This window comes from Pseudomonas sp. S150, from assembly GCF_004526365.1.
GTDB classification, from domain to species: Bacteria; Pseudomonadota; Gammaproteobacteria; order Pseudomonadales; family Pseudomonadaceae; genus Aquipseudomonas; species Aquipseudomonas putida_A.
Genome location: NZ_CP038207.1, coordinates 6,143,995 through 6,166,011 on the forward strand (window position 1 = coordinate 6,143,995; position 22,017 = coordinate 6,166,011).

Annotated in this window: 19 protein-coding genes; 12 read left to right on the top strand and 7 right to left on the bottom strand. The window is 60.4% G+C overall.

What is annotated here, in order from left to right:
• Positions 1-17: 17 nt before the first annotated feature.
• Positions 18-647, bottom strand: coding sequence for a response regulator transcription factor (locus tag E3Z29_RS28650; protein WP_003228820.1), 630 nt, complete (start codon positions 645-647; stop codon positions 18-20).
• An 85-nt stretch (positions 648-732) separates the two neighbouring features.
• Positions 733-3,129 carry a PAS domain S-box protein gene (locus tag E3Z29_RS28655; protein WP_134787465.1) on the bottom strand — a complete coding sequence of 799 codons (2,397 nt, stop codon included), beginning with the start codon at positions 3,127-3,129 and terminating at the stop codon, positions 733-735.
• A gap of 74 nt (positions 3,130-3,203) precedes the next feature.
• Between E3Z29_RS28655 and E3Z29_RS28660 the strand changes: the two genes are divergently transcribed.
• Positions 3,204-4,193 (top strand): alpha/beta hydrolase family protein, encoded by a 990-nt coding sequence (locus E3Z29_RS28660; protein ID WP_134787466.1) that lies wholly within the window; start codon positions 3,204-3,206, stop codon positions 4,191-4,193.
• Positions 4,194-4,323: 130 nt separating this feature from the next.
• Here the strand turns inward: E3Z29_RS28660 and E3Z29_RS28665 are convergent, their stop codons facing one another.
• The 3 genes from E3Z29_RS28665 to E3Z29_RS28675 are packed head-to-tail and all read right to left on the bottom strand — an operon-like array spanning position 4,324 to position 6,780.
• Positions 4,324-5,091: a TerB family tellurite resistance protein gene (locus E3Z29_RS28665; protein WP_027610724.1), complete on the bottom strand. Its 768-nt coding sequence runs from the start codon at positions 5,089-5,091 to the stop codon at positions 4,324-4,326.
• A 1-nt stretch (position 5,092) separates the two neighbouring features.
• Complete coding sequence (murU, locus tag E3Z29_RS28670; RefSeq protein ID WP_027610723.1) at positions 5,093-5,764, bottom strand: N-acetylmuramate alpha-1-phosphate uridylyltransferase MurU; 672 nt, start codon at positions 5,762-5,764, stop codon at positions 5,093-5,095.
• The gene (locus tag E3Z29_RS28675) at positions 5,761-6,780 is read right to left on the bottom strand and encodes an aminoglycoside phosphotransferase family protein (RefSeq protein WP_134787467.1); all 1,020 of its coding nucleotides are present in this window, start codon (positions 6,778-6,780) and stop codon (positions 5,761-5,763) included. The genes murU and E3Z29_RS28675 overlap by 4 nt, the downstream gene beginning before the upstream one ends.
• A gap of 130 nt (positions 6,781-6,910) precedes the next feature.
• Here E3Z29_RS28675 and E3Z29_RS28680 point away from each other — a divergent pair, with 130 nt between their 5' ends.
• The 11 genes from E3Z29_RS28680 (at position 6,911) to E3Z29_RS28730 (ending at position 20,998) form a co-directional block, all read left to right on the top strand.
• A complete protein-coding gene (locus tag E3Z29_RS28680; RefSeq protein WP_134787468.1) occupies positions 6,911-9,712 on the top strand; it encodes an LPS-assembly protein LptD in 2,802 nt (933 codons plus the stop codon).
• Positions 9,693-11,009 (top strand): peptidylprolyl isomerase, encoded by a 1,317-nt coding sequence (locus tag E3Z29_RS28685; RefSeq protein ID WP_134787469.1) that lies wholly within the window; start codon positions 9,693-9,695, stop codon positions 11,007-11,009. The genes E3Z29_RS28680 and E3Z29_RS28685 overlap by 20 nt, the downstream gene beginning before the upstream one ends.
• On the top strand, positions 11,006-11,995 hold the full coding sequence (gene pdxA / locus E3Z29_RS28690) for a 4-hydroxythreonine-4-phosphate dehydrogenase PdxA (protein WP_103368682.1): 990 nt from the start codon (positions 11,006-11,008) through the stop codon (positions 11,993-11,995). Before E3Z29_RS28685 ends, pdxA begins: the two co-directional genes overlap by 4 nt.
• Positions 11,992-12,810, top strand: coding sequence for a 16S rRNA (adenine(1518)-N(6)/adenine(1519)-N(6))-dimethyltransferase RsmA (rsmA, locus tag E3Z29_RS28695; RefSeq protein ID WP_027610718.1), 819 nt, complete (start codon positions 11,992-11,994; stop codon positions 12,808-12,810). The genes pdxA and rsmA overlap by 4 nt, the downstream gene beginning before the upstream one ends.
• Positions 12,811-12,924: 114 nt before the next feature.
• Positions 12,925-13,305, top strand: a complete 381-nt coding sequence (gene apaG / locus E3Z29_RS28700) for a Co2+/Mg2+ efflux protein ApaG (RefSeq protein WP_134787470.1) — start codon at positions 12,925-12,927, stop codon at positions 13,303-13,305.
• A complete protein-coding gene (locus E3Z29_RS28705; protein ID WP_027610716.1) occupies positions 13,305-14,186 on the top strand; it encodes a symmetrical bis(5'-nucleosyl)-tetraphosphatase in 882 nt (293 codons plus the stop codon). Before apaG ends, E3Z29_RS28705 begins: the two co-directional genes overlap by 1 nt.
• A gap of 33 nt (positions 14,187-14,219) precedes the next feature.
• On the top strand, positions 14,220-14,549 hold the full coding sequence (gene glpE, locus E3Z29_RS28710) for a thiosulfate sulfurtransferase GlpE (RefSeq protein ID WP_098965914.1): 330 nt from the start codon (positions 14,220-14,222) through the stop codon (positions 14,547-14,549).
• A 294-nt stretch (positions 14,550-14,843) separates the two neighbouring features.
• Complete coding sequence (locus E3Z29_RS28715) at positions 14,844-16,766, top strand: PrkA family serine protein kinase (RefSeq protein ID WP_003228848.1); 1,923 nt, start codon at positions 14,844-14,846, stop codon at positions 16,764-16,766.
• 107 nt (positions 16,767-16,873) lie between these two features.
• A complete protein-coding gene (locus tag E3Z29_RS28720; protein ID WP_003228849.1) occupies positions 16,874-18,145 on the top strand; it encodes a YeaH/YhbH family protein in 1,272 nt (423 codons plus the stop codon).
• A complete protein-coding gene (locus tag E3Z29_RS28725; RefSeq protein ID WP_027610714.1) occupies positions 18,142-19,704 on the top strand; it encodes a SpoVR family protein in 1,563 nt (520 codons plus the stop codon). The genes E3Z29_RS28720 and E3Z29_RS28725 overlap by 4 nt, the downstream gene beginning before the upstream one ends.
• Before the next feature lie 64 nt (positions 19,705-19,768).
• Positions 19,769-20,998, top strand: a complete 1,230-nt coding sequence (locus E3Z29_RS28730; RefSeq protein ID WP_134787471.1) for a multifunctional CCA addition/repair protein — start codon at positions 19,769-19,771, stop codon at positions 20,996-20,998.
• Positions 20,999-21,082: 84 nt separating this feature from the next.
• Here E3Z29_RS28730 and folK read toward each other — a convergent pair whose 3' ends face one another.
• Both folK and folB read right to left on the bottom strand, forming a co-directional pair.
• Positions 21,083-21,601 (bottom strand): 2-amino-4-hydroxy-6-hydroxymethyldihydropteridine diphosphokinase, encoded by a 519-nt coding sequence (folK, locus tag E3Z29_RS28735; RefSeq protein ID WP_134787472.1) that lies wholly within the window; start codon positions 21,599-21,601, stop codon positions 21,083-21,085.
• Positions 21,592-21,948 carry a dihydroneopterin aldolase gene (folB, locus tag E3Z29_RS28740; protein ID WP_003228857.1) on the bottom strand — a complete coding sequence of 119 codons (357 nt, stop codon included), beginning with the start codon at positions 21,946-21,948 and terminating at the stop codon, positions 21,592-21,594. The genes folK and folB overlap by 10 nt, the downstream gene beginning before the upstream one ends.
• Between the last annotated feature and the right edge of the window lie 69 nt (positions 21,949-22,017).

The window sequence follows — 22,017 nt, forward strand, 5'->3', positions numbered from 1 at the left end:
TTAGAAATACGGTGTTCTCAGAGGAGTTTGTGCTCCATCGCGTATTTGACCAGCTCGGCCAGCGAGGTGATGTTGAGCTTCTGCATCAGCCGCGCCTTGTGGGTGCTGATGGTCTTGCTGCTCAGCGCCAGTTGCTGGGCGATGTCGTTGACGTTGGCGCCCTGGGCCAGGCGCTCGAACACCGAGAACTCACGCTCGGACAGCAGCGAATGCAACGGACGCGTGTCGGTCAGGCCGACTTCGAAGACCATCCGGTCGGCCAGTTCCGGGTCGATGTAGCGCCCGCCGGCCGCCACTTTGCGAATCGCCGTCAGCAATAGCGCCGGATCGCTGTCCTTGGTCGCATAGCCGGCGGCGCCAACCTTGAGCGCACGGGCGGCCATTTGCGCCTCGTCGTGCATCGACAGCACCAGAATCGCGGGTGGATTGTTCAGCGCGCGAATCCGCGGAATCGCCTCCAACCCATTGACGCCAGGCATCGAGATGTCCAGCAACACCACTTCACACGGCACGCTGCGTAGGGTTTCGAGCAACTGCTCGCCATTGCTCGCTTCCCCCACCACTTGCAGATCCTTGGCCAGGCCGATCAATTGCTTGATGCCTTCACGGACGATGGTGTGGTCTTCGGCTACCAGTACACGGATCAAATTTTTTCTCCAGATTTCAGGTACACACCAAACCCTGTGGGAGCGAGCCTGCTCGCGATAGCGTCAGCGCAAACACCACAAACCTTCAAACCTCATTCACCGGCACCCACACATGCAGACTGGTGCCCTTCCCCGGCTCACTCTCCAGTACCAGCCGCCCGCCCATGATCAAAACCCGCTCGCGCATACCGACCAAACCAAAGGACGTCGGCCGATCCGCCGCAGCGACAAAGCCTACGCCATCGTCGCTGACCGTCAGACACAACTCATCGCCTTCCAGCGCCAGTGTCAGCTCCACAGTATGCGCCTGAGCATGGCGCATGACGTTGGTCAGCGCCTCCTGCAGGATGCGGAACAGGCCAATCGCCTTGGCATCGCTGAGCGCCGGCAGATTGTCCGGCACCTGCACCAGACACGGAATCTGCGTACGCGCCTCGAAGCGCCGCGCCTGCCATTCGATCGCTGAAGCAATCCCGGCATCGAGAATCGGCGGGCGCAACGCCGTCGCCACATCACGCACCAGCTGGAACAACTGGGCGATCAGGCGCTTCATGCTGTTCAAGCGCTCGTGGAGCCCCGGGTCGAGTTGCGCATAGGCCAGTTCGCACATCGAGGTTTCCAGCTTCAGCACCGTGAGCATCTGCCCCAGCTCATCGTGCACTTCTCGGGCGATGCGTGCCTTTTCTTCTTCGCGCACGCTTTCCAGGTGCGCCGACAATTCGCGCAGTTGCTCGCGGGAGGCGGCCAGCTCCAGCTCGATGCGCTTGCTTTCGCTGATGTCCCAGACGATGCCGTCCCAGACATAGGCGCCATCCTCCAGCTGTCGGGTGATTGCCTTGATCTCGGCCCAGCGCTGCTCGCCCTGACGGGTGAGGATGCGACCCTGCCACGACCAGTCACTGTCAGTGTCCAGCGCTTGATCCTGGGTCTGGTGATAACTGGCCCTGTCGTCCGGGTGCACCAGACTGCGCAAGCCCATGTCGCGATGGGCGATGGCGGCTGGCGCGTAGCCGACCAGACTCTCGCTGCCCTCGCTGATGTAGGCGAAATCGATCTGACCGGTCACCGGCGCCCGCTCCAGGCGGAACACCAGCCCCGGAACGTTGGCGGCGATGCCTTGCAGGCGCGCTTCACTTTCCTGCAACGCGGCCAGGGCGCGGCGGCGCTCGGTGACGTCGGTGAGATAAACCACCAGATACTCGCTGTCGCGAAAACGCAGAAAACTCAGCGAGACGTCCGCCGGCAGGATGCCGCCATCGGCGCGCACGCAACTGGTTTCAAAGCTCAGCGGCCCTTCTTCACTGGCCCGCGCGCGTTTCCACAGGTTGAGCCAGCGATCCATGTGCAGACCGGGTTCGAAGTCGATCAGCGGCCGCTCGATCAGCGCGCCCTGTGGATAACCGAGCATGTGTTCCGCCGCGCGGTTGGCATAGCGCACATGGCTATCCCAGTTGACCCAGAGAATGCCGACGGTGCTTTGATCGATGGAAAACTGGGTCAGGCGCAAGGCTTCTTCGCTGGCCGCGCGCAGGGCGATGTCTTCACGTGCAGCCAGCAGACGCTGTTCGAGGCTGTGTTGCTGGCGTCGTTGCCAGACCACGATGGCCAGGCAACTGAGCAGCAACACCGCGAACAGCAGACTGAGGTTCTGCCAGAACCCCGGCGATTCCGTCAGCCGTGGGTACTTGGGTTGCAGCCATTGGTTGTGCAGGCGCTCCAAATCCTTGGCCGGGATCGCTCGCAAGGCGCTTTCGATGATCCCGGCCAATTGCGGCCAGTCGCGCCGCGTGGCAACCCGCAACAGCTGCGGCAAGCCGATATCGCCGACCACCACCAACCCGGCGAACTCGGGTTCGGCGGACAACCGCCCAAGTTGTGCTTCATCTATCACGGCGTAGGACGCTTGTTGAGTCAACAACAGTTGCAGCGCCTGACGCTCCAGCGGCACGCCTTGCAGATTCAGGTGCGGGTAATTGCTGCGCAAATAATCGGCGGTGACGCTGGGCATGCGCACCGCGACGCGGGACAGGCTGTCGAGCTTTTCCAGCTCGACCACGCCGCCGCTCTTCTGGTCGCTGACCACCAGTTGCGGCACACGCATGTAAGGATCGGAAAACAGCCACAGGCGCAGCGCACCCGGGGTCTGAGTCAGGCCCGGGGCGATGTCGATTTCGCCTTCGCGGGCGGCGTCTTCCAGTTGCGCCAGGTCCTGAAAATTGCGCCAGCTCAGCTCGACGTTCAGGGTTTTGGCCAGTGACTTCATCAATTCGACATTGGCCCCGGACAAGCGCTGCAGACGCCGGTCGTACTGCGCGTACGGTGCCTGCAACACCAGACCGACGCGCAGCTCTCGGTGCTGCGCCAGCCATTGCTGCTCGCCGGGCGTCAACAGCGCCGCGTGCGCCGCCGGCGCAGACGCCGCCCAGCCCATCAAGGGAAAACACAACCAGCCGATAACCCACAGGCAGCAAAAACGCATCATTGAAGTCTCGTACACTGACAAATTCTGACCAACCCATTAGGCTGCCGGGATACTTTTCTGGCCTGGAATAACCGATGCCCTCTGTCTACCGCCTGGCAATGCCAGCATTGTGCCTGTCGCTGATCCTGCCTTGTGCGTTTTCCGTCGAAGCCGCCGATCCGGCGCCCGCCTCCACCGCCGAGCAACCGGCCGCCGAAAAACCGGCCGAACGCCAGCCACTGCTTGAGCGTAGTCAGGAAGAAGCCGCAGCACTCGAACGCAAAGTCCCGGCACAAGAACAGCAGCAATTGCAGGCCGGCGCCGATACTTTCCTCGCCCTGTGGAAACCGGCCAACACTGCCGAGCCCAAAGGTGCGGTGATTATCGTCCCCGGCGCCGGCGAAACCGCTGACTGGCCGCAAGTGATCGGCCCACTGCGCAGCAAATTGCCCGATGTCGAGTGGAGCAGCCTGAGTATCACCCTGCCGGATCTGCAAAGCGATGTCATTGCACCGCGGGTGATTGCGCCCGCCGCCGCGCCGAAAGCCCCGGAAAGTGGCAGCAAGGATTCCACCACTGCGCAACCGATCGAACAGGCGGCGGGCGGTGAAGCGGAAGTGGCGGATCAGGTGGTCGCCGAAACAACTGAAGAACAATCCAAGGCGGATGCCGAGCGGATCTTTGCGCGGATCGATGCGGCGATCGCCTACGCCGAGCAGCAAAGCGCACGCCGGGTCGTGGTCCTCGGTCACGGCACGGGCGCGTACTGGGCAGCGCGCTTTCTCAGCGAGCGGCAGAGTTCCCAGGTCGAGAAACTGGTGATGGTCGATGCGCAAACGCCGAGCAAGGCCAAGCCACAATTGGCCGAGCTGACACCGACCCTGAAGTTGCCGACCGCCGACATTTTCTACATGGACAAGGCGCTGGATCGCAACGCGGCGCTCGAGCGCCTGCAGGCCAGCAAGCGCCTGAAGACTTCTACCTTCAGCCAGGTGGCGCTCAAGGCGTTGCCGGATAAAAAGGCTGAGCAGGAACAAATATTCCGGCGGGTGCGTGGCTGGTTGAATCCGCAGAAGACTGACTGATAGATCGAGTGGCCCCATTCGCGAGCAAGCCCGCTCCCACATTTGAATGCATTCCATCTGTAGGAATGCGATCAATGTGGGAGCGGGCTTGCTCGCGAAGAGGCCCTCATCAACAACTCACCTCTAACGATCAGCGAAAATCCCGCCGCGCCCGAATCAGGGTAAACGCGTTGTGCAGCTCGCGGGTTTTCTCGGTCGCGTCACGCACCTGCTCCGGCGTCGCGCCGCTGCCGGCGATCTTGTCCGGGTGATGACGACTGAGCAGCCGGCGATAGGCGCGCTTGATCTGCGCCGGCTCGCTGGTCGCCGACACCCCGAGCAGGCGCATCGCTTCCTGATAACTCACCGCCGCACTGACAATCGGCCGTTTATTGGGCTCGTAATCATTGGCCAGCGCCTGAATCTGGTGGGTTGTCCAACCCAGCCACTTGCCCCACTGCGCCAACAATTCACGCTCACTCACGCCCGCGCGACCGTCGGCCCAGACCATCCGCCAGCAGGCGCGCAACACGCCCTCGGCGGCATGCGGCTGAGCACTCAGGCGGCGCAGATAACCGCGCAGGCGGTCGCCGCCGGACTTGCCGCGATTGAACGCAGCAATCGCCCGCCGCCGTGCCGGCTCGCTCATTTCCAGGGCGTTCATTTCATGGCGCGCCTGCTGGATATGACCGTCCGTCACTCGCCCGTCACTTTTGGCCAGACGCCCGAGCAACACGAACAGCAATTCGTCGTTGCGCAACATCGGCCGCCCGCCGAGCTTTTCCCGCAAGTGCCCCCAGCTTTGCAGGTGCAGGCGCCGATCCAGCGCCTGCCCCAACAATGCCCCAAGCATGGCCCCCGGAATGCTGGCAATCGCAAAACCCGCTCCGGCTCCAATCAGAGTCCCTGGCCACAACATATCAACGACTCGCTTCTATCAATGCTTCAGCTTCGGCCAGACGCTCATGCGTACCGACATCCACCCAGTGACCTTTCAGACGCTCACCGCTGACCTGTCCGTCAGCCATGGCTTTGCGCAGCAACGGTGCGAGCTTGAATGCGCCGTCCGCGCAGCCATCGAACAACTGCGGATGGAGCACGGCGATGCCGCTGTAGGTCAGGGTTTGCGCGCCTTGCTGGCCATCCTGTACCCGGCCGTCAGTCAGGGTGAAATCGCCCGTCGGATGATGAGCCGGGTTGTCCGCCAGTACGAGATGTGCCAGACCGTTGATCGGTTGATGCAGCACGCTGAAGTCGTAATCGGTCCAGATGTCACCGTTGACCACCAGAAACGCATCGTCACCGAGCAACGGCAAGGCGCGGAAAATGCCGCCGCCGGTTTCCAGCGGCTCACCTTCCGGCGAGTACTGGATGCTCACACCGAACTGCGAACCGTCGCCCAGGTAATCTTCGATTTGCTGACCGAGCCAGGCATGGTTGATCACGATCTCGCTGAAACCAGCCGCCGCCAGCGCGCGCAGGTGATATTCGATCAACGGCACGCCGCCGGCACGCACCAGCGGCTTGGGGGTGGTCAGGGTCAGCGGGCGCATGCGCTCGCCCTTGCCTGCCGCCAGAATCATCGCCTTCATGCAGTCGCTCCGCCACGCAGACTGGCGAGCAACGCCTGCAGATCCGCCAGTTCAGGACGACGCGCAAGCACCGCTTCTATATAGGCGAAGAAACGCGGCACGTCGGCCAGGTAGCGCGGCTTGCCATCGCGATGGCAGATGCGGGCGAAGATGCCGATGACTTTCAGGTGGCGTTGTACGCCCATCAGGTCGCTGGCACGCAGGAAGTCTTCGAAATCCGCTTGCACCGGGATGTCCAGCGCCGAGGCTTGCTGCCAGTAGCTTTCCAGCCAGCCACGCACGCGCTCTTCAGGCCAACTGAGGAAGGCGTCCTTGAACAGGCAGGTCACGTCGTAGGTGACCGGGCCGTAGACCGCATCCTGAAAGTCCAGTACGCCGGGATTCGGCTCGCTGAGCATCAGGTTGCGCGGCATGTAGTCGCGGTGCACCAGCAATTTCGGCTGGGCCAGGGCACTGTCGATCAGCAGATCGCTGACGGCTTGCCATTGTTGCTGCTGTGCCGCGTCGAACTCGATGCCGAGTTCGCGTTTCACGTACCACTCCGGGAACAGTTCCAGCTCGCGGCGCAGCAGTGCCACGTCGTAACTCGGCAGCGGTGCAACCATCGGCAATTGCTGAAAAGCCAACAGCGCCTGCAGGGCATCGCTGAACAAAGCGTCGGCATTTTCGCTGTCGATTACGTCCAGATAGGTCTTGTTGCCCAGATCATTGAGCAAAAGAAATCCGCGTTCGAGGTCTTCTGCATAAATTTTCGGCACGTTAATTCCGGATTTCGCCAGCAAAAAGGCGATATCCACGAACGGTTTGCAGTTTTCCTGGGGCGGTGGCGCGTCCATCACGACGAAACTGCGACCCGCGCCTTCCCAGCGGAAATACCGGCGGAAACTCGCGTCGCTGCTGGCCGCGGTCAACGTGGCCGGGGGCACGGCGCCCCAGCCCTGATCTGCAAACAGGATTGCCAACTGCTCATCGAGCCAAACTTTCAGGTGTTGCAAGCGTACATCTTGGTCAGGCATTGCAAGGGTCTCCGACGGCGCTAGCCGTCAAGCGGGTCATGCTTTATTATCCAGCATCTTTTTCAGACCATCGAGAGGCGTGCGGCCCACACCGCGGGCAGATGGCACGCAGGAAGCCCGGACTAATAAGATGGCATTGAAATCCCCCGCGTTTCGTAAAAAATTTCCGTTGTTGGTAACCGGCAGTCTGCTGGCTATGCAACCTCTGGCCAGTCAATTCGTTGTTGCCGCCGAGCAGTATGACTGCGCCGTCTCGGCAACGGGTGGCTGGGCGTGTGCGCCCAAGACGCCGGCAGCTGCATTGCCGCCGCGTCCGGTGCATGACGGCAGCGCTGTCAGCGCCGCCGGCGAAGCCCCGACCCAGAACGGTTCCACATCCGACACCGGCGCCAAGCCTGTGCTGGTCACCGAAGCCAAGGGCCGCGGTCTGAAATCCCGTAGCGAAGACTACAGTCACCTCGACTGGGTTCCGCGCGAGAAGCTCACCGCCGCCCAATTGGCCGAGACCGGTCCTTACTGCTCTGGTTCCTATATCGAACCGATTCGTCCTGGCATGAATGACAAGACGAATAAAAGTGACGCACCGACCTTTATCGGCGCCAAGGCCTCGCGCTACAACACCGAAGATCAGGTGGGTACGCTGGCCGGCGACGTGGTCCTGCGTCAGGGCAGCATGCAGGTCGAGTCCGACGAGGCCAGCCTGTATCAGGCCGAGAGCCGCGCCGAACTCAATGGCGACGTGCGCATTCGCGACAACGGCGCACTGATCGTCGGCGACCATGCCGATGTGCAGCTCGACACCGGTGAAGCCAAGGTCGACAACGCCGAATACGTGATGCACAAATCGCGCATCCGCGGTAACGCGCTGTACGCCAAGCGTGCCGAAAACGCGATCATCCGCTTGAAGGACGGCACGTACACCACGTGCGAACCGAACAGCAACGCCTGGCAGCTCAAGGGCAACAACATCACCCTGAACCCTGCCACCGGCTTCGGTACCGCGACCAACGTGACACTGTGGGTCAAGGACATTCCGATCCTGTACACGCCGTACATCTACTTCCCGATCGACGACCGTCGTCAATCGGGCTTCCTGCCGCCGACCATCGGCACCGGCAGCGATACCGGCTTCATGCTGGTGACCCCGTACTACTTCAACCTGGCGCCGAACTACGATGCCACGTTGTACCCGCGTTACATGAGCAAACGCGGCATGCTGGTCGAAGGCGAATTCCGTTACCTGACCAAGTCCAGCGAAGGCCAGTTCGGTGCGGCGTATCTGAACGACGAAGATACCGATCGCAGCAAACAGACCGACTACGAAAAGAATCGCTACATGTACAACTGGCAGCACAAGGGTGGTCTCGACTCCCGCGTGATGACTCAGGTCGACTACACCAAGATCAGCGATCCGTACTACTTCCAGGACCTGACCACTGATCAGATCGGTGTGAAGAGTGCTGACTTCGTGAACCAGCAAGGTTCGGTCACCTATCGTGGCGACAGCTATACCGCGCGGTTGAACGCTCAGGCTTACCAGCTGGCGACCGTATCGAACATCACTCCGTATGACCGTCTGCCGCAGATCACCTTCAATGGTCAACTTCCGTATCACCCGGAAGGGTTGAATTTCGATTACGAGACCGAGATTGTGCGGTTTGATCGTGATCTGAAAAATGGCACGTTCACCAACGAAGACGGGACTACTGTCGAACCACGCCTCGACAATAACGTTACTGGCCTGGCCCGCGCCAACGGCGACCGTCTGAACCTGAAGCCTTGTGTCAGCCTGCCGATGAACTGGACCTATGGCTTCCTGAAGCCATCGCTCAAGTACCAGTACACCCAATACCAGTTGGATCTGGACGGCACCGGTAAGTCGCAGATCGATGCGATGACTCCTGAGCAGCAGAAGCTCAATGGCAAGTTTGACAGCAACCAGAACCGTGGCGTACCGATCGCCAGCGTCGACAGCGGCCTGTACTTCGACCGCAACACGTCGTACTTCGGCAAGAACTATCGCCAGACTCTGGAACCGCGTCTGTTCTACCTGTATGTACCCAAGGTTGATCAGGAAGACATTCCGGTATTCGACACCAGTGAATACACCTTCAACTACGCGTCACTGTTCCGTGACAACCGCTTCTCTGGCTCCGACCGTGTCGGCGACGAGAACAAGCTGTCGCTGGGCGTGACCAGCCGCTGGATCGAAGACAACGGTTTCGAGCGTCAGCGCATCAGCGTAGGCCAGGCTTACTACTTCAAGGATCGCGAAGTTCAACTGCCAGGCATCGCGTTCAACGACCGTAAAGATGCCCAGTCCGACGTATCGCCATACGCGCTGGAATACGAATACCGCTGGAACCGCGATTGGCGCACCACGGCCGACTACAACTGGGATCCGGACAGCCGCAGCCCGCGTTCCGGCAGCGCGATGTTCCATTACCAGCCTGAAGACAACCCGAACAAGGTGGTCAACGTCGGTTATCGCTATCGCAACGACCAGATCCGTTACGACCAGAACACCGGCAAGTGGGCTGTGGGCGGCGGCGACTACGGCACGCCGGGCCAACCTGGCTACGTGAAGGACTACTACAAGATCCAGCAGCATGACTTCTCGGTCATCTGGCCGATCGTTCCGCAGTGGAGCGCGATCAGCCGCTGGCAGTACGACTACAACCGCAACCGTACGCTGGAAGCCTTCGGTGGTTTCGAATACGACAACTGCTGCTGGAAACTGCGCCTGATCAACCGTTACTGGGTTTCCTACGACGAATTCAGTCAGGAAGCTCCGCAAAACGAAAAAGGCGACCACGGCGTCTTCCTCCAAATTGTTCTGAAGGGACTCGGCGGCCTGACTGGCGCCAAGGTAGAGAGCTTCCTCGACAAAGGCATCCAAGGTTATCGTCAACGTGAAGACCAAGCTTTCTGATTCTCTGCGCCCGCTGCTGCTGGGCGCGCTGTTCCTGGGTACTGCGGCCAACGCCGCAGTACAGTCCATCGATAAAGTGGTCGCGATCGTTGATAACGACGTGGTCATGCAGAGCCAACTGGACCAGCGCGTCCACGAAGTTCAGCAGACCATCGCCAAGCGTGGCGGCGGCATGCCGCCGCCCGGCGTGCTGGATCAGCAGGTGCTCGAGCGCCTGATCGTCGAAAACCTGCAACTGCAGATCGGCGAGCGTTCCGGCATCCGCATTACCGATGAAGAACTGAACCAGGCGGTCGGTACGATTGCCCAGCGCAACAACATGACCGTGGATCAATTCCGCGCCGCCCTGGCACACGACGGTTTGTCCTATGACGACGCCCGTGACCAGATCAAGCGCGAGATGATCATCAGCCGTGTGCGTCAGCGTCGTGTGGCAGAGCGCATCCAGGTCTCCGAGCAGGAAGTGAAGAACTTCCTCGCCTCCGACCTGGGCAAGATGCAGCTGTCCGAAGAATTGCACCTGGCCAACATCCTGATCCCGACGCCGGAAAGCGCCAACTCTGATGCGATTCAGAGCGCTTACCGTCAGGCGATGGACGTTTACCAGAAGCTCAAGCAAGGCGCTGACTTCGGTCAGATGGCCGTTGCCAAATCCGGCAGCGACAACGCCCTGGAAGGCGGCGACATGGGCTGGCGTAAAGCTGCGCAACTGCCACCGCCGTTCGATCGTGAGCTGAGCAGCATGGCCGTTGGCGACATCACTCAGCCTGCACGTACCCCGGGTGGTTTCATCATCCTCAAGTTGCTGGCCAAACGTGGTGGCGAAGCGCAGATGCGTGATGAGGTGCATGTGCGCCACATCCTGGTCAAGCCAAGCCCGATCCGTGACGAAGCCAAGACCAAGGCCCTGGTGCAGTCGCTGTACGAGCGCATCCTGGCCGGTGAAGACTTCGCTGAACTGGCGAAGAACTACTCCGAAGACCCGGGTTCGGCACTCAACGGTGGCGACCTGAACTGGATCGACCCGAACGCACTGGTACCGGAATTCCGCGAAGTGATGGCCAAGACCCCACAAGGTCAGCTGTCCAAGCCGTTCCAGACCCAGTACGGCTGGCACGTACTGGAAGTCCTTGGCCGCCGCGCCACCGACAGCACCGCACAGGCCCGCGAGCAACAAGCGATGACCGTTCTGCGTAACAAAAAGTACGATGAAGAGCTGCAGAACTGGCTGCGTCAGATTCGTGAAGAAGCCTACGTAGAAATCAAACTCCCTGGTGCAGACCAGGCAGCGCAGTGAAACCCAAGCGTTTCGCGCTGACACCCGGCGAACCAGCCGGCATCGGTCCCGACCTGTGCCTGCTGCTCGCCTCGCAAGCCCAGCCACACCCCCTGATTGCCATCACCAGCCGCGACCTGCTCACCGAGCGGGCCGCGCAGCTGGGGCTGGCCGTCTCTTTGCGGGAGGTGGCACCCGGCCAATGGCCGGATATGCCGGCACCCGCCGGTAGCCTGTACGTCTGGGACACTCCGCTGAGCGCTCCCGTGGTTGCCGGGCAACTGGACAAGGCCAACGCTGCCTTCGTTCTGGAAACCCTGACCCGCGCCGGCAACGGCTGCCTGAACGGCGACTTCGCCGGGATGATCACCGCCCCTGTACATAAAGGCGTGATCAATGAATCCGGCATCCCGTTCTCCGGGCACACAGAATTTCTCGCTGACCTGACTCATACCGCACAAGTGGTCATGATGCTCGCCACCCGCGGCTTGCGCGTGGCACTGGTCACCACTCACCTGCCCCTGCGCGAGATCGCCGATGCGATCACGCCGGAACGGCTGGAACGGGTCACGCGGATTCTGCACGCCGAGCTGCAAGACAAATTCGGCATCGCCCGGCCACGCATCCTGGTCTGCGGGCTCAACCCGCACGCCGGTGAAGGCGGACACCTGGGCCATGAAGAAATCGACATCATCGAACCTACCTTAGAGCGCCTGCGCGGCGAGGGCATGGACCTTCGTGGCCCGCTGCCTGCCGACACTCTGTTTACCCCCAAATATCTGGAGCACTGCGACGCAGTGCTGGCGATGTACCACGACCAGGGCCTGCCCGTGCTGAAGTACAAAGGCTTCGGCGCCGCAGTCAACATTACCCTTGGCCTGCCGATCATCCGCACCTCGGTCGATCACGGCACCGCCCTGGATCTGGCCGGCAGCGGCAAGATCGACACCGGCAGCCTGCAGGTCGCCCTGGAAACCGCCTACCAGATGGCCGAGACCCGTTTATGACCGAGCAATACCAACACAAGGCGCGCAAACGCTTTGGCCAGAACTTCCTGCACGATGCCGGCGTCATCGACCGCATCCTGCGCTCCATCAGCGCCAAATCCGGCGACCGCATGCTGGAAATCGGCCCGGGCCAGGGCGCGCTGACCGCTGGCCTGCTCAACTCCGGTGCGCAGCTCGACGTGGTGGAACTGGACAAGGACCTGATCCCGATCCTCAACCAGCAGTTTGCCGGCAAGAGCAACTTCAACCTGCATCAGGGCGATGCGCTGAAGTTCGACTTCAACACCCTCAACGCTGCGCCGAACAGCCTGCGCGTGGTCGGCAACCTGCCGTACAACATCTCCACACCGCTGATTTTCCACCTGCTGAACAACGCCGGCATCATTCGCGACATGCACTTCATGCTGCAGAAGGAAGTGGTCGAGCGCCTGGCCGCAGGCCCGGGTGGCGGGGACTGGGGTCGTCTGTCGATCATGGTTCAGTATCACTGCCGTGTGGAACACCTGTTCAACGTCGGCCCGGGCGCTTTCAACCCGCCGCCAAAGGTCGACTCGGCCATCGTCCGCCTGGTGCCGCATGCGGTACTGCCGCACCCGGCCAAGGATCATCGCCTGCTCGAGCGTGTCGTTCGCGAAGCCTTCAACCAGCGTCGCAAGACCCTGCGCAACACCCTCAAGCAATTGATGACCGCTGCCGAGATCGAAGCCGCCGGTGTCGATGGCAGCCTGCGCCCCGAGCAACTGGACCTGGCCGCATTCGTGCGCCTGGCCGACAAGCTCGCCGAGCAGGTTCCTGCCGCCCCCGCCGCCGACTGACTGGCGATGTACGCTATCGGGCAGGACGCCACTCTGGTTTACTGCCCGATACTTGCCTAGACTGATTCCCCATCAGCTACGCCTCGCGTTCCGCTTTGCTTAAGGCCCTTTTGCATGTCCGATTCTCGTTATCAGGTCGACGTCAGTGTCGTTACCCGCTACCTGGCAGACCAATCGCAACCCGAGCACAACCGCTTCGCCTTCGCCTACACCATCACCGTGCAAAACAATGGCGCGCTCCCGGCCAAGCTGTTGTCGCGGCATTGGGTGATCACCGACGGTGACGGGCATGTCGAAGAAGTGCGCGGCGCCGGTGTCGTCGGCCAGCAACCGCTGATCGACACAGGCAAGAGCCACACTTACAGCAGCGGCACAGTGATGACCACCAAGGTCGGCACCATGCAGGGCTCTTATGAAATGGTCGCCGACGACGGCAAGCATTTCGACGCGATCATCAAGCCTTTCCGCCTCGCTGTACCCGGAGCCTTGCACTGATGACGACGTACGCCGTCGGCGACCTGCAAGGCTGCCTCGAACCGCTCAAATGTCTGCTCAAGCAAGTGGCTTTCGACCCGAAGCTCGATCGGCTGTGGCTGGTCGGCGACCTGGTCAACCGCGGCCCGCAATCGCTGGAGACCCTGCGTTTTCTCTACGGCATGCGCGATTCGCTGGTTTGCGTACTGGGTAACCATGACCTGCACCTGCTCGCTGCGGCCAACAACATTGAGCGCCTGAAGAAGTCCGATACCCTGCGCGAGATCATTGAAGCCCCCGACGCAGCCGATCTGCTCGAGTGGCTGCGCCAGCAGAAACTCATGCACTACGACGAACAACGCGAAGTAGCCATGGTGCACGCAGGCATCCCACCGCAGTGGTCCTTGCGCAAGGCCCTGAAGTACGCGGCCGAGGCCGAAGCGGCACTGCGTGACGACAACCTGTTTCCGCTTTACCTGGACGGCATGTACGGCAATGAGCCGGCAAAATGGGACAGCGAGCTCACGGGCGTGACCCGCCTGCGCGTCATCACTAACTATTTCACCCGCATGCGCTTCTGCACCGCCGAGGGCAAGCTCGACCTCAAGAGCAAGGAAGGCCTGGATACTGCCCCGCCGGGCTATAAGCCATGGTTCCAGCACAAAGAGCGCAAGACCCGCGGTCTGCGCATCATTTTCGGCCACTGGGCCGCGCTGGAAGGCGATGTCCGTGAACCGGGCATCTCGGCACTGGACACCGGTTGTGTCTGGGGCGGCAGCCTGACCCTGATGAACGTCGACAGCGGCGAGCGCGTGTCATGCAAATGCGATGAACACGGCGGGCTTGCGCCATCAGTCGCACCACTTATCCCCGAAACTCCGCCAGTCAGCGCCCCGCGTTAGACTGCGCACTCTGCCGAGCTACAGGAACCCGCCATGAGCGAATTCAAACGAATCCCCCCGGAACAGGCCCATGCCCTGCGTGAGCAAGGCGCAGTCGTGGTCGATGTCCGTGATCCTGCAACTTTTGCCGCCCTGCATATCAGCGGTTCGAAGCATCTGGACAACCACTCGCTGCACGCCTTCATTCAAGGCGCCGACCTCGATGCACCGACCGTTGTCGTCTGCTACCACGGCAATTCCAGCCAGGGCGCGGCCGCCTACCTGATCAGTCAGGGTTTCTCCGACGTCTACAGCATGGACGGTGGCTTTGAGTTGTGGCGTACGACTTATCCGTCGGAAACCGCGCAAGGCGCCGCCGAATAATTTTTTTGTCACGTGCAGGCCCCGGCTGCCGTGGGCCTGCGCGGGGCAGACGAACGGTCTGCCACAACTAATTACGTATCTCGCCTTTACCTCCCGAATTCCCAACTATCCTTAAGCCCAGGCCATCCAAAACAGGGGAGAGCCGGTACACCGGCGCACGGGTCATCGGGAGTGACTTTCAAGGTTGTCGACCGCGAAAGTGTTCTGGGGGGTAAACAGGCAGCCACCACGGCTGCTTGCCAGCATCGACTGAGTGATCCGGCGTCGGCTCCACGTATCGAGCGAGGTGACGTCATGAGTATCTTTAGCCACTTCCAACAACGCTTCGAGTCCACACGCCAGGAAGAACTCTCGCTGCAGGAGTACCTGGAGCTGTGCAAAAAGGACCGCAGCGCTTACGTTTCCGCCGCCGAGCGTCTATTGATGGCCATCGGCGAACCCGAGCTGCTCGACACGTCGACCAACTCGCGGCTGTCGCGGATCTTCTCCAACAAGGTGATTCGTCGCTATCCGGCCTTTGAAGACTTCCACGGGATGGAAGAATGCATCGACCAGATCGTCTCGTATTTCCGCCATGCCGCCCAAGGCCTGGAAGAGAAGAAACAGATCCTCTACCTGCTCGGCCCCGTCGGTGGCGGTAAATCGTCCCTGGCCGAGAAGCTGAAACAGCTGATGGAAAAAGTGCCCTTCTACGCGATCAAGGGCTCGCCGGTATTCGAATCCCCGCTGGGTCTGTTCAACGCCACCGAAGATGGCGCGATCCTCGAGGAAGACTTCGGCATCCCGCGGCGCTACCTGAACACCATCATGTCGCCGTGGGCGACCAAACGCCTGGCCGAATTCGGTGGCGACATCAGCCAGTTCCGTGTGGTCAAACTGTATCCGTCGATCCTCAACCAGATCGCCGTGGCCAAGACCGAACCGGGTGACGAGAACAACCAGGACATCTCGGCGCTGGTCGGTAAGGTCGACATCCGCAAACTCGAGGAATACCCACAGAACGACGCCGACGCCTACAGCTACTCCGGTGCGCTGTGCCGGGCCAACCAGGGCCTGATGGAATTCGTCGAAATGTTCAAGGCACCGATCAAGGTGCTGCACCCATTGCTGACCGCCACGCAGGAAGGCAACTACAACAGTACCGAAGGGCTGGGGGCGATTCCGTTCACCGGGATCCTGCTCGCGCACTCCAACGAATCGGAGTGGCACACCTTCCGCAACAACAAGAACAACGAAGCGTTCATCGACCGGATCTACATCGTCAAAGTGCCGTACTGCCTGCGGGTCAGTGACGAGGTGAAGATTTACGACAAATTGCTGTTCAACAGTTCGCTGGCCAAAGCACACTGCGCCCCCGACACCCTGAAGATGCTGGCGCAGTTCACCGTGCTGTCGCGCCTCAAGGAACCGGAAAACTCCAACATCTACTCGAAGATGCGCGTCTACGACGGGGAAAATCTCAAGGATACCGATCCGAAGGCCAAGTCGATCCAGGAATACCGCGATTCGGCGGGCGTCGACGAAGGCATGAACGGTCTCTCGACCCGCTTCGCGTTCAAGATTCTGTCCAAGGTGTTCAACTTCGATCCGCATGAAATCGCCGCCAACCCGGTGCACCTGTTGTATGTACTGGAACAACAGATCGAGCAGGAACAGTTCCAGGCCGAGACCCGCGAACGCTACCTGCGCTACCTCAAGGAATACCTGGCGCCGCGTTATATCGAATTCATCGGCAAGGAGATCCAGACCGCTTATCTGGAGTCTTACAGCGAGTACGGGCAGAACATCTTCGACCGCTATGTGCTGTATGCGGACTTCTGGATCCAGGATCAGGAATACCGCGATCCGGAAACCGGCGAGATTCTCAACCGTGTCGCCCTGAACGAAGAACTGGAGAAAATCGAGAAACCGGCGGGCATCAGCAATCCGAAGGATTTCCGCAACGAAATCGTCAACTTCGTGTTGCGCGCCCGAGCCAACAACAACGGCAAGAACCCGACCTGGCTCAGCTACGAGAAACTGCGGGTGGTCATCGAGAAGAAAATGTTCTCGAACACCGAAGACCTGCTGCCAGTCATCAGCTTCAATGCCAAGGCGAGCAAAGAGGATCAACAGAAACACAACGACTTCGTTACTCGAATGGTCGAACGCGGCTACACCGACAAACAGGTAAGACTTCTGTCCGAATGGTACCTACGGGTCCGGAAATCGCAGTAAAACAGCTACAAGCTTCAAGCTACGAGCTGCAAGAAAAAAGCATGTGAACGCTGTGCTTCTACTTGCGGCTCGCAGCTCACAACTTGAAGCTGCCCGGAGGGCCACGTATGAGCTATGTGATCGACCGACGTCTCAATGGCAAGAACAAGAGCACGGTGAACCGCCAGCGCTTCCTGCGGCGTTACCGTGATCACATCAAGAAGGCTGTCGAAGAGGCAGTCAGCCGCCGTTCCATCACTGACATGGAACACGGCGAACAGATCAGCATTCCCGGTCGCGATATCGACGAACCGGTGCTTCACCACGGTCGCGGCGGCAAGCAGACCGTGGTTCATCCCGGCAACAAGGAATTCACTGCCGGCGAACACATCGCCAGGCCTCCGGGGGGCGGCGGTGGACGCGGTCCCGGCAAGGCTGGCAATTCCGGCGAGGGCATGGACGAATTCGTTTTCCAGATCACCCAGGAAGAATTCCTCGAGTTCATGTTCGAGGACCTTGAACTGCCGAATCTGGTCAAGCGCAACCTCAGTGGTACCGACACCTTCAAGACCGTGCGCGCGGGGATCAGTAACGAAGGCAACCCGTCGCGGATCAATATCATCCGCACCCTGCGCTCGGCCCACGCCCGGCGCATTGCGCTGTCCGGCAGCAGCCGTGCCAAACTGCGCGAGGCCAAAGAGGAACTGGCGCGATTAAAGCGCGAAGAGCCGGACAACTTCGGCGATATTCAGGAACTCGAAGCGGAAATCGAGAAACTCAGCGCGCGCATTCACCGCGTGCCGTTCCTCGATACTTTCGACTTGAAATACAACCTGCTGATCAAGCAACCCAACCCCAGCTCGAAAGCGGTGATGTTCTGCCTGATGGACGTGTCCGGCTCGATGACCCAGGCGACCAAGGACATCGCCAAACGCTTTTTCATCCTGCTGTACCTGTTCCTCAAGCGGAACTACGACAAGATCGACGTAGTGTTCATCCGCCATCACACCAGCGCCCGGGAAGTGGACGAGGAAGAGTTCTTCTACTCGCGGGAAACCGGCGGCACCATCGTCTCCAGCGCCCTGAAGCTGATGCAGGAGATCATGGCCGAGCGCTACCCGAGCAACGAATGGAACATCTACGCCGCGCAGGCTTCCGACGGCGACAACTGGAACGATGACTCGCCGATCTGCCGCGACATCCTGATCAATCAGATCATGCCGTTTGTGCAGTACTACACTTATGTGGAGATCACCCCGCGCGAACACCAGGCCCTCTGGTACGAATACGAACGCATCGCCGAAGCCTTTTCCGACACGTTTGCCCAGCAGCAACTGGTCTCGGCCGGGGATATCTATCCGGTCTTCCGTGAACTCTTCCAGCGCAGGTTAGTGACATGACCGCCAAAGAGCAGAAACGCCAACCCATTTCCACCGGCTCCGAATGGACGTTCGAGCTGATCCAGGCCTACGACCGCGAAATCGCCCGGATTGCGGCCGGCTATGCCCTGGACACCTATCCCAACCAGATCGAAGTGATCACCGCCGAACAGATGATGGACGCCTATGCCTCGGTCGGCATGCCACTGGGCTATCACCACTGGTCCTACGGCAAACACTTCCTCAGCACCGAGAAATCCTACAGCCGCGGCCAGATGGGGCTGGCCTACGAGATCGTGATCAACTCGGATCCGTGCATTGCCTATCTGATGGAAGAAAACACCATCTGCATGCAGGCGCTGGTGGTGGCACACGCGTGCTATGGCCATAACAGTTTCTTCAAGGGCAATTACCTGTTCCGCACCTGGACCGATGCCAGTTCGATCATCGATTACCTGGTGTTCGCCAAGCAGTACATCATGCAATGCGAGGAGCGCCACGGTATCGATGCGGTGGAGGACCTGCTCGACTCCTGCCATGCGCTGATGAATTACGGGGTCGATCGCTACAAGCGTCCCTACCCGATTTCCGCCGAGGAAGAACGCCGGCGGCAGAAGGATCGCGAAGAGCACTTGCAGAAGCAGATCAACGATCTGTGGCGCACCATCCCCAAAGGCGCGGACAAGTACAGCGACAAGGACAACGCCCGGTTCCCGGCCGAGCCGCAGGAAAACATCCTGTATTTCATCGAGAAGCACGCGCCGTTGCTGGAGCCGTGGCAACGGGAGATCGTGCGGATCGTGCGCAAGATCGCCCAGTATTTTTATCCACAGCGTCAGACTCAGGTGATGAACGAGGGCTGGGCCACCTTCTGGCACTACACCCTGATGAACGACCTGTACGACGAGGGCCTGGTGACTGACGGGTTCATGATGGAATTCCTCACCTCGCACACCAGCGTGGTGTTCCAGCCAGGCTTCGACAGCCCTTACTACAACGGGATCAACCCCTACGCATTGGGTTTTGCGATGTATCGCGACATCCGCCGCATGTGCGAAAACCCCACCGAGGAAGACCGGCGCTGGTTTCCGGACATCGCCGGTTCCGACTGGCTGTCGAGCATCAAATTCGCCATGAGCAGTTTCAAGGATGAGAGCTTCATCCTCCAGTACCTGTCACCGAAAGTGATCCGCGACCTGAAGCTCTTCAGCATCCTCGATGACGACCAGAAGGACGATTTGCTGGTCCCGGCGATCCACGACGAAACCGGTTACCGGATCATCCGCGAAACCCTGGCCGCGCAGTACAACCTCGGTAACCGCGAACCGAACGTGCAGATCTACAGCATCGACCGCCGCGGCGACCGCTCGCTGACCCTGCGTCACCAGCAACATGACCGCAAACCCTTGGGCGACTCCACCGACGAGGTACTGAAACATCTGCACCGGTTGTGGGGCTTCGACATTCACCTGGAAACCCTGCAGGGCGACCAGATCATGAAAACTCACCACGTACCGCCGCGAAGTGAACACAGCGAGGGTGATTACGGTCGACTCGACCTGGCCGTGATTCATCTCTAGATGCGGTTCTGACCTCCGAAAGTCCGACACAAGGGTTATCCTGTCGGGCTAACGGAGGTTTTTTATGCAGATTTTCAAGGTTGGCGGTGCGGTACGCGATCGCTTGCTGGGTATACCGGTCACCGACGTTGATCGGGTGGTGGTGGGCGCGACCACTGAGGAAATGCTCGCCCAGGGCTTTCGCCCCGTGGGTGCGGATTTTCCGGTATTCCTTCACCCGAAAACCGGCGAGGAATACGCCCTTGCCCGCACCGAACGCAAAAGCGGTCGCGGTTATGGCGGGTTCACTTTTCACGCAAGCCCCGAAGTCACTCTGGAAGAAGACCTGATCCGCCGCGACCTGACCATCAATGCAATGGCCGAGGACGACCAGCAAAATCTCACCGATCCATATCATGGGCAACGCGACCTCGAAGCGCGGATCCTGCGCCACGTTTCCCCCGCATTCGCCGAAGATCCGCTCCGCGTGCTGCGCGTTGCGCGCTTTGCTGCCCGTTATGCCAGTCTTGGCTTCACTGTCGCACCAGAAACACTGGAACTGATGCGCCAGCTCAGCGAGTCCGGCGAACTGCAGGCGCTGACCGCCGAACGCAGCTGGAAAGAAATCTCCCGCGCACTGATGGAAGATCAGCCGCAGGTATTCATCCAGGTGCTGCGCGATTGCGGCGCACTGAAAGAACTGATGCCGGAAGTCGACGCGCTGTTTGGCGTGCCACAACCGGAAGTGCATCACCCGGAAATCGACACCGGCCTGCACACTCTCAGCGTTCTGGAGCAATCAGCGCTGCACAAACAACCGCTGACGGTACGCTGGGCTTGCCTGCTGCATGACCTCGGCAAAGGCCTGACGCCGGAAGAAGAGTGGCCACGACATATCGCCCATGAACACACTGGGTTGAAGCTGATCAAAGCGGTGAACGAACGCTTCAAGGCACCGAAGGATTGTCAGGAGTTGGCCTTGCTTGTCGGCAAGTACCACACCCACTGTCACCGGGCGCTGGAATTGAAGGCCTCAACATTGCTGGAGCTGTTGCAGAGCTTTGATGTGTATCGACGACCGCAGCGGTTTGAAGAGTTTATCGGCGCATGCGAAATGGACGCCCGAGGCCGTAAAGGGCTGGAGCAGAGAAGTTATCCACAGGGCGATTATTTACGCGGCGCTGCCCAGGCTGCGCGGGAAGTCGCGGTGCAGCCGTTGCTGGAGAAGGGATTCAAAGGCCCGGAACTGGGCGAAGCGCTGAAGCGAGAACGACTGAAGGCGCTAAAAGCCTACAAAGACGAGGCGTCAGCCTGAAAAGCTTCGCGAGCAAGCCCGCTCCCACATTTGGAGTGCATTCCCCCTGTGGGAGCGGGCTTGCTCGCGAAGGCGTCCGTCAGATCAACGCAAATCCGAAGGCGTGAGCTGCTCGTCTCGCCATTCAAACCCCACCGGCGCCAACACCTGATCAATCTGCGCCTCGGCCCACAACGTCGCGAAACTTTTCCCCACACCTGGATGCACCCGATCCGGCGCAATCAGCGACAGCGGCCACAGCACAAAGGCGTTTTTCAGGATTTCGGCACGCGGCAGAATCAAGCCGTCGAAGTTACCGGTCAGATCGCCGTATAACAGCACGTCGATATCCAGCGGCAGCCCCTTGCGATCCGGCGCATAGCGACCGTTATCGGCTTCGATGAATTTCAGGCGCCGATCCAGCTCCATCAAGGGCAGATCGGTAAACGCCGAGACCACGAAGTTGAAGAAAGGCCCGCTCTTGATCCCCACCGGCTGACTCTCGAACACCGCCGAACAGCGGATATCCACCAGAAACGTCGCCAAAGCGTCGAGCCCGGCGCGCAAATGGGTTTCGCGCTCGATATTGCTACCGAGCCCGAGGTACACCTGAGTCAGCGACATCCGCGCTCGATCTCCACACCCACGCCACCCTTGGCGGCCGGCACGGCGCCCGGCTTGGTCAGTTTCAGACGAACCCAGGTGATCTTGAATTCGGCCATCAGCACTTCGACCAAGCGCTCGGCAAAGGTCTCGACCAGTTGATATTGGGATTGCTCGGCAAACGCCTGGATGCGCGTGGAAACGCTGGCGTAATCGAGCGCCAGGGTCAGGTCGTCACCGGCGGCGGCCGGGCGATTGTCCCAGGCGAAGCTCAGATCAAGACGCAGGCACTGTCGAATGCCGCGCTCCCAGTCGTAAGCACCGATCACGGTGTCGACTTCCAGGCCCTCGATAAACACTCTGTCCAAGCACTTTTCTCCGCTGCACGACAAGGGCGCAATGCGCCGTTAGAATCAGGGCGTCCTCGCCCGGAATAG

Coding starts and splice junctions, on each gene's coding strand:
- E3Z29_RS28730 (WP_134787471.1), top strand. CDS start 19,769: ATGCAGATTTTCAAGGTTGGCGGTGCGGTACGCGATCGCTTGCTGGGT.
- glpE (WP_098965914.1), top strand. CDS start 14,220: ATGAGCGAATTCAAACGAATCCCCCCGGAACAGGCCCATGCCCTGCGT.
- murU (WP_027610723.1), bottom strand. CDS start 5,764: ATGAAGGCGATGATTCTGGCGGCAGGCAAGGGCGAGCGCATGCGCCCG.
- E3Z29_RS28720 (WP_003228849.1), top strand. CDS start 16,874: ATGAGCTATGTGATCGACCGACGTCTCAATGGCAAGAACAAGAGCACG.
- E3Z29_RS28655 (WP_134787465.1), bottom strand. CDS start 3,129: ATGATGCGTTTTTGCTGCCTGTGGGTTATCGGCTGGTTGTGTTTTCCC.
- E3Z29_RS28715 (WP_003228848.1), top strand. CDS start 14,844: ATGAGTATCTTTAGCCACTTCCAACAACGCTTCGAGTCCACACGCCAG.
- E3Z29_RS28675 (WP_134787467.1), bottom strand. CDS start 6,780: ATGCCTGACCAAGATGTACGCTTGCAACACCTGAAAGTTTGGCTCGAT.
- E3Z29_RS28660 (WP_134787466.1), top strand. CDS start 3,204: ATGCCCTCTGTCTACCGCCTGGCAATGCCAGCATTGTGCCTGTCGCTG.
- folK (WP_134787472.1), bottom strand. CDS start 21,601: ATGTCGCTGACTCAGGTGTACCTCGGGCTCGGTAGCAATATCGAGCGC.
- E3Z29_RS28680 (WP_134787468.1), top strand. CDS start 6,911: ATGGCATTGAAATCCCCCGCGTTTCGTAAAAAATTTCCGTTGTTGGTA.
- E3Z29_RS28725 (WP_027610714.1), top strand. CDS start 18,142: ATGACCGCCAAAGAGCAGAAACGCCAACCCATTTCCACCGGCTCCGAA.
- rsmA (WP_027610718.1), top strand. CDS start 11,992: ATGACCGAGCAATACCAACACAAGGCGCGCAAACGCTTTGGCCAGAAC.
- E3Z29_RS28705 (WP_027610716.1), top strand. CDS start 13,305: ATGACGACGTACGCCGTCGGCGACCTGCAAGGCTGCCTCGAACCGCTC.
- E3Z29_RS28665 (WP_027610724.1), bottom strand. CDS start 5,091: ATGTTGTGGCCAGGGACTCTGATTGGAGCCGGAGCGGGTTTTGCGATT.
- apaG (WP_134787470.1), top strand. CDS start 12,925: ATGTCCGATTCTCGTTATCAGGTCGACGTCAGTGTCGTTACCCGCTAC.